This window comes from Paenibacillus monticola, from assembly GCF_009664975.1.
In the GTDB taxonomy this organism is placed as follows: Bacteria; Bacillota; Bacilli; order Paenibacillales; family Paenibacillaceae; genus Paenibacillus_AQ; species Paenibacillus_AQ monticola.
In genome coordinates, this window is the sequence record NZ_WJXB01000001.1 from 533,740 (window position 1) to 543,989 (window position 10,250).

Consider the following 10,250-nt stretch of genomic DNA (forward strand, 5'->3'; position numbering starts at 1 on the left):
CAGATTGGAGAGGAAACTGTGAAACCGTCCACCGTATTTCTGTTCTCAGGTCAAGGCTCCCAATATTATCAGATGGGCAGCAGTTTATTTCAGGGGAATTCTACATTCAAAGGCTATATGAACAGGCTGGATGAACGGGTTCAGCAGCAACTGGGTATCAGTCCACTGTACGAACTGTACCATGTTGGCCGGAAGGCAACGGAAACATTTGATCATTTACCAGTAACCCATTTGTCCATATTTATGGTGGAATATTCCCTTGCTAGCACCTTGATGAATGAGGGTATCATTCCAGACTATGTACTGGGAACAAGCTTAGGAGAGTTCGCGGCGGCGGCAGTAGCAGGAATTATAACAGCAGATCAGGCAGTGGATATGCTTGTTACTCAAGTACGATATATCGAAGAGAACTGTGAACAGGGAGGGATGCTGGCCATTCTGGGTAATCCCGCGATTTTCAGCCAAGTGCCGTCTATTTATGAAAAATGCAGTTTAGTTTCAGAAAACTATAATATGCATTTTGTCATTTCGGGCAGTACAGGCGATCTGGAGAAAGTGGCGCATGATTTGGATGAACAACATATCCTCTCTGTTAAGCTGCCGGTACGGTATGCCTTTCATTCTCCGATGCTGAGCGGGATAGGGTCCAGATACAAAACGTATTTGAATTCTATGAACTTCCAGGCTCCTCAGATTTCTTTTATATCCAGCTTGTATGGAAAAGAAATCTCTCGGCTGCCGGAAGCTTACTTTTGGAATGTAATCAGATATCCAATCCTGTTTCGCAATGCCCTATCGGGAATGGAGCAGTCCGCTCCCCACTTGTACATCGATGTAGGCCCTTCCGGCACACTCGCTACAATGGTCAAGTACAACCTGGCACAGGATTCAATGTCGCAGCAGCATATGGTATTGACACCGTACGGCCGAGCTGAATTTAACAACATAGAGAATCTCAAGCAGACGTTGATGTTATCCAAAAATTAGATGAAGAGGTGACTGTATGACAACGTATCTTTTCCCCGGTCAAGGCTCTCAGTACAGGGGGATGGGAGAGGAATTGTTTGAGAGCTTCAAAGAATATGTTGAGGCCGCGGATGACATTCTGGGCTATTCTCTAAGGCAGCTATGTTTGGAAGACCCGGAGCGGAAATTGGGACTTACTCAGTATACTCAGCCGGCACTGTATGTCGTGAATGCTTTGAGCTACCTGCAAGTGCTAAGAGAGACGGGGATTAAACCTGACAATCTCGCGGGCCACAGCTTGGGAGAGTACAATGCATTGTTCGCAGCGGAAGCCTTTGATTTTGCCACTGGGCTCAAGCTTGTTCAAAAGAGAGGGGAGCTGATGAGTACCGTCTCCGGCGGAGGTATGGCTGCTGTATTGGGTCTTGAAGAAGAGGCGATCCGGGCTATTTTGCAGGATGAGAGATTCAGGCAGATTGATATAGCCAATCTGAACACACCCACGCAAATTGTGATCTCTGGCCCTCAAAATGATATCGAGCAGGCTAAAGAGGCGTTTGAAGGCGCAGGCGCTTATAATTATGTCGTTTTGGCTGTGAGCGGAGCGTTTCACTCCCGGTATATGGAGTCGGTAAGACAAGAATTCGAAAATTTTCTGGGTGGATTTACGCTGTCTCCGCTTAAGATCCCTGTCATTTCTAATGTTCTCGCCAGACCGTATGCCGAAGAATCTGTCAGAAAGATTCTGGCTGCTCAGATTACAAGCTCGGTAAAGTGGACGGAGAGCATCCGCTATCTGATGGGGAAAGGAGAGATGGAGTATAGACAGGTCGGCCCGGGCCATGTGCTGGATGGGCTTGTGAAGACAATTCAGCGCGAGTCGGAGCCGCTTGTTTTGGTTGAACCGGAGAAGACAACCAGTCGATATGAGTCTGAAGTTGAGACCCAACCCCAAACCCAAGCTGATCCTCAACCGATGCAGACCGGCAGTCGTGTGCTTGCTTCGCGGCCTGTAATTGCACAAGCTTTGCAAGCAGAACAGCTGGGTAGTGCGGAATTTAAAGAGGATTACAACTTGAAATACGCTTATTGGGTTGGAGCCATGGGCCGGGGTATTGCTTCCAAGGAGTTCGTGGCGGCCTTGAGCAAGCAAGGTATGATGAGCTGTCTCGGTACGGAAGGGCTGAAAATGGATGAGATTACTGCCTCGCTTGATTACTTGAGACAAGAGCTGGGGGGTGAGCATCCGTTTGCCGTCAATGTGATGTATGAATACAGCAACCCGAGACGTGAAGAGCAACTACTGGAACTGCTGATCCGCCAAGGCGTTCACAATATTGAAGCTTCCAGCTACATCAGTTTAACTGCCGCGTTGGTTAAATTCAGGGTTCAAGGCCTGAGAAAAGATTCCTCAGGTCGGGTTATTCCGGCCCGGAGGATTCTGTTAAAGGCTTCCCGGCCCGAGATCGCAGAGATCTATCTTAGCCCTCCTCCGAGGAGCGTGGTAGATAAGCTGCTGGAGGAGAAATGGATTAGCTCCGAGGAAGCACGGTTGTCGCAGGAGATCCCCATGATTGATGATCTATGTGTACTTGGCGATTGCGGAGGATATACCGACCAGGGGACGGCCTTAGCTATATTTCCGCTAATCTTGAAGCTGGCCGGGGAAGCGCAGCGCAAATTTGCTTACACCAAGAGAGTAAGAGTCGGACTCGGTGGAGGCTTAGGGACGCCTGAAGCCGCGGCCGCGGCCTTTGTACTCGGTGCCGATTTCATTGTAACGGGATCGATTAATCAATGTACGGTAGAAGCCAATACGAGTGAAATGGTCAAAGATATCTTGCAGCAAATTAGTGTGCAGGACACCGGGTACGCCCCTTCGGAGCATATGTTTGAGATGGGGGCCAAAGTGCAAGTTGTCAAGAAAGGGGTGTTCTTTCCTGTCCGGGGGAACAAGCTGTATGAGACTTATCGGCAATTCAACGCTCTAGAGGAGATCGGAGATTCCTTAAGATCACAACTGGAAGATAAGTACTTCAAGAAAAGCTTCTCCGTGGCTTATCATGATTTGAAGCTGCAGCTGGGTCAGGACGAAATTGCCAAAGCCGAACAAAATCCTAAGGTTAAGATGGCTCTGCTATTCCGTTCGTATTTGAGCAGCAGCTATCAATTGGCTTTAAGCGGGGTCAAAGACCGGAAGGTCGATTTTCAAATCTATAGTAGCTCTGCGCTGGGCGCCTTCAATCATTGGGTGAAGGGAACCCCTTTGGAGGATTGGCATGAGCGGCATGCCTGGACTATTGGCGAGAAGATTATGACAGATGCGGCTGGACTGCTGAATGAGCGTCTTTCGTGGAGAAATACGGACAGTTATGAAAAAGTTTTTTCAAAAATTTAATTAAACGGAGGGTAAACCTATGAATAAGGAATACGTATTGGAATTACTGAAGGGCTGCATTACAGAAACCTTGGATGATCTTGACATCAACAGTATCCGGCATGATCAGTATCTTAAAGATCTGGGTGCCAATTCATTGGACCGAATGGATATCATTCTGACGGTCATGGAGAAATTGGAGATTAAAGTGCCGCTTGTTGAGATGGCCCAGACCCGAAGCATTCATGATTTGGCAGAATTCCTCCTCCAGAAGAAGGTTGCAGTTCAGTGAACCCTGTTATTGGTGGAGACAGGGTTGCGGTAACCGGAATGGGGATTGTTAGTTCAATCGGGTGTGGCATTGAAGATTTCACGCAATCATTAAAGCAAGGAAACAGCGGTGTGGGAAAGCTTCTCTTGCCCGCACTGCCTGATTTCCCGGTTCAAGTTGGGGCTCTATTGGATGAGTCCAGTTTGAACTTCACCTCCGATGAACCGGAAGGCAGCAGTCATGTCTCACGAGCCAAAAAAGGTTTTAATCGCTTGAGCAAGTCGATGAAGACAACCATCATCGCTGCGCTGGAAGCCTGGAGGATGGCAGAATTGCAGCAGAAGGAAATGGAGCCGAGGCGGATAGGTCTAATCGTTGCCGGCAGCAATCTAACTACCGCAATGCTGTATGACAATACAGATAAATTTCGTCAGTCACCAGAGTATACTTCACCAAGCTTTGTCCTGCAGCAGATGGATACCCATTATGTCGGTGTCCTCAGCGAAATATTCGGGATTCAAGGCGAAGGTTTTACGGTCGGCGGAGCTTCGGCAAGTGGGAATATAGCGATTATTCAGGCAGAGCGGTTGATTCGGCACGGATACGTTGATGCCTGTCTGGTGGTAGGTCCTATGGCGGATCTATCGCCAATGGAATTGTATGGGTATTTAAATATGGGGGCATTGGGTGGCAGCAGCTTCGCGGAGAATCCGGCGGCGGCAAGCCGCCCTTTTGACCATTTGCACGAAGGTTTTATTTATGGTCAAGCCAGCGGTTGTCTCCTGCTGGAGTCCAGGAAACATGCGGAGAAGAGGGGCGTTACTCTATGGGCGGAAATTGCTGGTACAGCCTCGCAGCTGGATGGAAATCGTTCATCCGATCCAAGTACGGATGGGGAAGCTCATGTCATGGAGCGTTGTATGCAGCAGGCCCACAAATCTATTAAAGAAATACAATATATCAATACGCATGGTACGTCGACACCTCTGGGCGACCGCACGGAATTAGCTGCCATCCGGCAGGTGTTCCAAGAAGAAACATCGCGGATCTGGTTGAATTCAACCAAATGTATGACAGGGCACTGCCTGTATTCCGCGGGCATTATCGAGGCCATAGCGACAGTACAGCAGATGGTTCAAGGATTCCTGCATCCGAATATAAACCTGGATCAGCCGATCGATGAGCGCTTCCGCTTCACAGGTAAGGTGGCCGAGCGGTATCAAGTAGAGGATGCACTTAGTAATTCATTTGGTTTTGGCGGAGTAAACTCCAGCATTCTATTTACGAGGGGATAAAATACATGAACGTAGGGATTGAGTCCATAAATTTATATGCCGGACCTGCTTACATACCTGTGAGCACCATTTTTGAAGCAAGAGGTTTGGACATGGAGCGCTTTAATAATCTAATGATGGACAATAAATCGATGGGACTTCCCTGTGAAGATACGGTTACCAACGCTGTAAACGCAGCTAAGCCCATTATTGATCAATTATCACCGGAGGAAAAAGACCGGATCGAACTGGTCATTACTGCCAGTGAGTCCGGTCTTGATTTCGGCAAGTCGCTGAGCACCTATATCCATGATTATTTGGGCCTGAATCGAAACTGCCGCTTATTTGAGCTGAAGCAAGCCTGTTATGGAGGAACAGCGGCTCTGCATATGGCAGCATGTTTTGTAGCTTCAGGTGTCTCTCCAGGTGCCAAAGCTCTTGTAATTGCAAGTGATGTAGCCCGTGCAGCGGCTAAGAAAACCTATGCAGAGGTGTCGCAAGCGGTGGGCGCAGTAGCGATGCTCATCAGCGACAAGCCAGACATCCTGGAGCTCGACTGGGGTGCAACCGGCTATTATGGCTATGAGGTTATGGATACCTGCCGACCCTTGCCGGAAATAGAAACTGGGGACCCTGATTTGTCACTGCTCTCCTATCTGGATTGTCTGGAGAATAGCTTTAAGCATTATGCAGAGAGAGTGGACGAAGCGGATTTTCGTGAAACCTTCGATTATCTCGTATTCCATACTCCCTTTGCCGGCATGGTCAAGGGAGGTCACCGGAAGATGATGCGTGACTTATACCGTCTTAAGCCCGATCTGATTGAAGCAGATTTTTCCAAACGTGTAAGTCCCTCTCTCCAGCATTGCGTACAGGTAGGGAATATCTACTCTGCTACTGTGTACATGGCTTTATGCAGCCTGCTGGACAATGGGGATATTAATGATGTGAAGCGCGTGGGCATATTCTCATATGGTTCGGGCTGCTCTTCGGAATTTTACAGTGGGATAGTAACGCCGGACTCCCAGCACAAGATCAAGCAAATGAACATCCAGCAGCAGCTGTCCAGACGTTATCCGCTGAACATGAATGAATATGATACTCTGTTGGATTTGAATCTGGAATGGATTTTCGGGGTTCAGAACAAAACAGTCAATGTAGCCCAGTTCTCCGCAATGTATGATCATTTCTTTGCAGGCAGGAATTTGCTGGTGCTGGATAAAGTCACGGAATTCCACCGTGAATACCGCTTTAGCTAGGCAGACCGGGGAGTGCAGATAATGACATTGAATACCGTATTAGTTGAATCGATGAGCTATGGAACCCAGATTACTTTGAACAGGAGAGCCGCCCGGAATAGTATTAATAGGGAACTGCTGCTCGAATTAAACATGCTGCTGGATGAGCTGGAAGGCGATCCTTGCAAGATTATTGTTTTGCAGGGACAGCCGGGTTATTTTTGCACAGGGATGGATTTTGCCGAAGCCACTGAAAGCTCTGCTGGGGCAGACGATGAAATTACATTGGAATTGAGTACGTTGTACATGCATACATTGAAACGTATTTCGTTATATCCCAAAGTAATTATCTCTGTAGTGGATGGTGAAGCCATTGCCGGCGGTCTAGGAATGATGGCCGCCTCTGACCTGGTCATTGCGACTTCCAGATCCAGATTCGCTCTTTCCGAAGCGTTATGGGGACTGCTGCCTTCGATGGCGGTGCCCTATATTATGCGCAGAACCGGTTATCAGAAGGCTTATATGATGTCTTTAACCACATTGCCGGTTAACGCAGAAGCAGCCTTATCTATGAATCTCATCGACGAAATTCATGATTCTCCGTCCGAGAGTATCCACCAGTTCAGCCAAAGATTGCTGCGACTAAAGTCAGAAACGGTAATGAACATGAAAGCCTATTTCCGCAAGCTATGGTTGATTGACGATGAGATGGAAGAAATGGCTATAGAAAGAACGAACAGCCTGGTGTCAGACCCGAGAATTAAAGAAGACATTCGAAACTATCTGCTCTACAAGAAGTTTCCGTGGGAATAGTTGTGTGAGGGGGCTGCGAATTGATTGTAATTAAAAATGTGACCAAGGATTACCGCTTGGGTGAGACAGATATCAGAGCTTTAAGAGGTATCAATCTACAAATAGACAAAGGGGATTTCTCAACCATAGCCGGAGCCTCCGGCAGCGGGAAATCAACGTTGTTGAATCTGATTGGGTGTCTGGACCGACCTACCAGCGGGGAGATATGGATTGGCGGCACACAGGTTAATATCATGACCGAACGCCAGCTGGACCAGCTGCGGCTACGAACCATCGGCTTCATCTTTCAAAGCTTTAATCTGATTCCAGTCCTGAATGTATATGAGAATGTGGAGCTGCCGCTGCTGATTATGAAGGAAGTTAGTACCGCAGAGCGTAAAAAAAGAGTGAATCATTTCATAGAAGCCGTAGGCCTGCAAGACTTTGCCCAAAGAAAGCCTTCAGAGTTGTCAGGTGGTCAACGGCAGCGTGTTGCGGTCGCCAGAGCGCTCGTGACGAAACCGCAGCTAGTGCTGGCGGATGAACCGACAGCCAATCTCGATTCCAAGACAGCGATTGAAATTATCGATCTGATGAAGCATATTCGCAGTTCAGAGAACACCACCTTTGTATTCTCCACCCATGATCCCAAAATCATGGAGCGAGCGGATAAGGTACTCCACATTGAAGACGGCGTAATTATCGGCGGGAAGGGAGACTGAATATGTTTCGGATCTCTTTTAGGAATATGTTCCAGAATAAGGGCCGCTCTTTGATGATCGGTTTTTTTGTGATGTTCGCGACCATCCTGTATATCGTATTCAGCTCTTTCGTAAGCACTATGCGGAGCGGAATGGAGGATAAGATCATCCAGGCGGTAACGGGCAATCTGCAGATTAGGCCGGCTAGTGCAACGGACGTGGATATGGTAACGCTAAAGCATCAGGCTGACAGCAAGAGCTTTATGGAGGATGCGCAATCCAAGCAGATTGTGTCCGAAATTGGGAGTGAAGACGAGCTAGCGGTCCGGCGGGTTCGCTTCAGCACCATTTTAACCGCCAATGGGGTGAAATACCCGGTCACATTGGTCGGATTGGATCAGGATTTCCCGGAGTATAAGCAAGCCTTTAAATTGACGGACGGACGTTATCTTGATGGCAGCGCCGAAGGAGAAACGCTTTTGACCACGACCCAGGCAACCAAGCTTGGAGTTAAGGTAGGAGACAGCATTGAAGTTTATTCTATGAAGCTGGATCCTCCGGCGCCGGACGGAAAGTTAAAGGTTGTTGGCATCGGAGACTTTGAAATGCTCAGTATGTTTGGCTATTCGGCTGCCTATACACAACTCTCCAGTGCGCAGCATTTTATTGGTTTTGAACACGGTGAAGTCTCGGAAATTATTGTGTATGACCGAGCAAACCCGAAAGCGGGCGACACCAGCCAACTGCAGAATAAATTACATGGTCTGGGTATAACAGCAAGTGATGTTAAGGTCTCGGCATGGAAAGACATGGGCGGTTTTATTATGGGTGGAGTAACCCTGTATAAAGCATTGTTCTTCGCCTTCATATTCATCCTTCTGTTCATTACCTGCATCCTGCTGATGAATTTAATCCTGATGATTGCCATGGAAAGACGTCAGGAGATTGGCACCTTAAGGGCTATCGGCTTTAGTAGAAACAATATCATCCTGATCTTCATCGCTGAAATTTTGCTGATCTGCCTATTTTCCAATCTGGCCGGATTTGTCGTTGGCAGTGGTATTGTAGTTGCAATATCCCATATTGCCATCCACACGATGCCTCCTTTAGCCTATATCATGGGAACTGAATTCTTTATCCAATATCATGCGATACAGGTTCTTCCGATCATAGGCATCATGCTGGGAATTGGACTGCTATCATCGCTCATCCCTTCATTCCGAATATCATCACTCAAGCCTGTTGAAGCCTTAAAGGAAGAATGAAGCAGATGCTGACAAACTTTTGGGAGGAACTGTAATGGTGCTGATAAAAATCGCGTTACGCAATATATTTGCCCACAAGAAAAGGTCGGCAATGATCGGAGCAGCCATTCTTATTTCCTGCTTGTTCATCCTGCTTAGTGCATCCACCATGAACGGGGTTCAGCAGCAGGTGTTGAAGGGATATATGAACATCCAGTCCGGACATGTGGCAGTGGAATGGGAAGAGCAGTACAAGATCAGCGGCAGTGACGCCGGGAAATTCTCCGAGAATGGCAAGACCTATGATCTGCAAAAAGATGCTGAGAATAAAGTAGCTCTGCGTAGACTGGATACTTACTTACAGCAGCATGAAGATGAGATCAAGGCTTTTTATCCTACGCTTCATCGCAATGCTTATATTACGGAAGGCAGCTCCATGGATTATGTAATGCTGTATGGGATTACCGAAGCAAGCGGACAATTCTTCAGTGATACGAAGACGGTGGAAACAGACAGCGGTACATTCGAATTCAAGCAGGAAAATGATCTTTATCTCAGCAAAGAAAAGCTGGTGGATAACAACCTTAAGGTGGGAGATACCATTGCCATAGATTACACTTCGGCGGAGGGTGAGGCCAAAAGCGCAAATTTCAGAGTAGCCGGAGCCTACGCCAATGGGGCCGGTTACAATAATATTTATGCATATATGTCGGACAGCTATTTAAGAGAATTGCTGGCTATAGAGCCGGAATATTTCGATATCGGCAGGTTGTATCTTAAGAACGATGCTAAATCAGGAGTCTTCTCATCTGCTTTGGATGCCGATCTGTTGCAGGAGAGCCCGGTGCTTCGTGCGGAGTCTTATTCCCTGGCTTCAGAATTTTATACGAACACCTCCAAAATTATGAAGCTCTTTTTCAATATCTTCTTCATTTTCTTCCTGTGTGTCATTGCCGCAGGTGTATATACCACGATCAAGATGAACATATCCGAACGTTTAAAGGAATTCGGGAGCATGAGAGCCATCGGATACAGCCGTTTGCAAACCTATCTGATTGTGTTCTATGAACTGTTCTTTTTATCGCTGATCTCCTTGCTGATTGCATTCGTTCTGTCATTCGTACTGGTCCTTTATTTCTCCAATGCCGGGATCTACGTAGGACCAGGGGTTGTAAGTTTTGTGCTTGGCGGAGAGAGCTTCTTCCCATTCATGAAGATTGGGGACGTTGTCTTTTCCTTTGCAATTATCCTGTTGTTTTCGCTGATCTCGACCCTGTATCCCGGGCTGCAAATGTGTTACCAGAACATCACAGATCTGATGCTTAAGCGCCAGAAACGGGTCCCGATTATATCGAGATTGTTTAACTCAAAGGGATAGGGGGAATAC

General features: G+C 47.5%; 9 protein-coding genes. All 9 read left to right on the top strand.

The genetic code is table 11. The annotated features are described in order from the left end of the window. Positions 1 to 18 precede the first annotated feature (18 nt). The 9 genes from GJB61_RS02420 to GJB61_RS02460 are packed head-to-tail and all read left to right on the top strand — an operon-like array spanning position 19 to position 10,241. On the top strand, positions 19 to 987 hold the full coding sequence (locus GJB61_RS02420) for an acyltransferase domain-containing protein (RefSeq protein WP_154116744.1): 969 nt from the start codon (positions 19 to 21) through the stop codon (positions 985 to 987). Between the two features lie 16 nt (positions 988 to 1,003). Further along, positions 1,004 to 3,364: an ACP S-malonyltransferase gene (gene fabD / locus GJB61_RS02425; RefSeq protein ID WP_154116746.1), complete on the top strand. Its 2,361-nt coding sequence runs from the start codon at positions 1,004 to 1,006 to the stop codon at positions 3,362 to 3,364. Positions 3,365 to 3,383: 19 nt separating this feature from the next. Continuing rightward, complete coding sequence (locus tag GJB61_RS02430) at positions 3,384 to 3,635, top strand: phosphopantetheine-binding protein (RefSeq protein ID WP_154116747.1); 252 nt, start codon at positions 3,384 to 3,386, stop codon at positions 3,633 to 3,635. Further along, positions 3,632 to 4,909, top strand: coding sequence for a beta-ketoacyl synthase N-terminal-like domain-containing protein (locus GJB61_RS02435; RefSeq protein ID WP_154116749.1), 1,278 nt, complete (start codon positions 3,632 to 3,634; stop codon positions 4,907 to 4,909). Before GJB61_RS02430 ends, GJB61_RS02435 begins: the two co-directional genes overlap by 4 nt. Before the next feature lie 5 nt (positions 4,910 to 4,914). After that, positions 4,915 to 6,147 (top strand): hydroxymethylglutaryl-CoA synthase family protein, encoded by a 1,233-nt coding sequence (locus GJB61_RS02440; protein WP_154116751.1) that lies wholly within the window; start codon positions 4,915 to 4,917, stop codon positions 6,145 to 6,147. A 21-nt stretch (positions 6,148 to 6,168) separates the two neighbouring features. Beyond that, positions 6,169 to 6,939 carry an enoyl-CoA hydratase-related protein gene (locus tag GJB61_RS02445; RefSeq protein ID WP_154116753.1) on the top strand — a complete coding sequence of 257 codons (771 nt, stop codon included), beginning with the start codon at positions 6,169 to 6,171 and terminating at the stop codon, positions 6,937 to 6,939. 20 nt (positions 6,940 to 6,959) lie between these two features. Next, a complete protein-coding gene (locus GJB61_RS02450) occupies positions 6,960 to 7,640 on the top strand; it encodes an ABC transporter ATP-binding protein (RefSeq protein WP_154116755.1) in 681 nt (226 codons plus the stop codon). Between the two features lie 26 nt (positions 7,641 to 7,666). Next, positions 7,667 to 8,884, top strand: a complete 1,218-nt coding sequence (locus GJB61_RS02455; RefSeq protein WP_195724203.1) for an ABC transporter permease — start codon at positions 7,667 to 7,669, stop codon at positions 8,882 to 8,884. 34 nt (positions 8,885 to 8,918) lie between these two features. Then, on the top strand, positions 8,919 to 10,241 hold the full coding sequence (locus GJB61_RS02460) for an ABC transporter permease (protein ID WP_154116759.1): 1,323 nt from the start codon (positions 8,919 to 8,921) through the stop codon (positions 10,239 to 10,241). Positions 10,242 to 10,250: the final 9 nt, after the last annotated feature.

Coding starts and splice junctions, on each gene's coding strand:
- fabD (WP_154116746.1), top strand. CDS start 1,004: ATGACAACGTATCTTTTCCCCGGTCAAGGCTCTCAGTACAGGGGGATG.
- GJB61_RS02430 (WP_154116747.1), top strand. CDS start 3,384: ATGAATAAGGAATACGTATTGGAATTACTGAAGGGCTGCATTACAGAA.
- GJB61_RS02440 (WP_154116751.1), top strand. CDS start 4,915: ATGAACGTAGGGATTGAGTCCATAAATTTATATGCCGGACCTGCTTAC.
- GJB61_RS02445 (WP_154116753.1), top strand. CDS start 6,169: ATGACATTGAATACCGTATTAGTTGAATCGATGAGCTATGGAACCCAG.
- GJB61_RS02455 (WP_195724203.1), top strand. CDS start 7,667: ATGTTCCAGAATAAGGGCCGCTCTTTGATGATCGGTTTTTTTGTGATG.
- GJB61_RS02460 (WP_154116759.1), top strand. CDS start 8,919: ATGGTGCTGATAAAAATCGCGTTACGCAATATATTTGCCCACAAGAAA.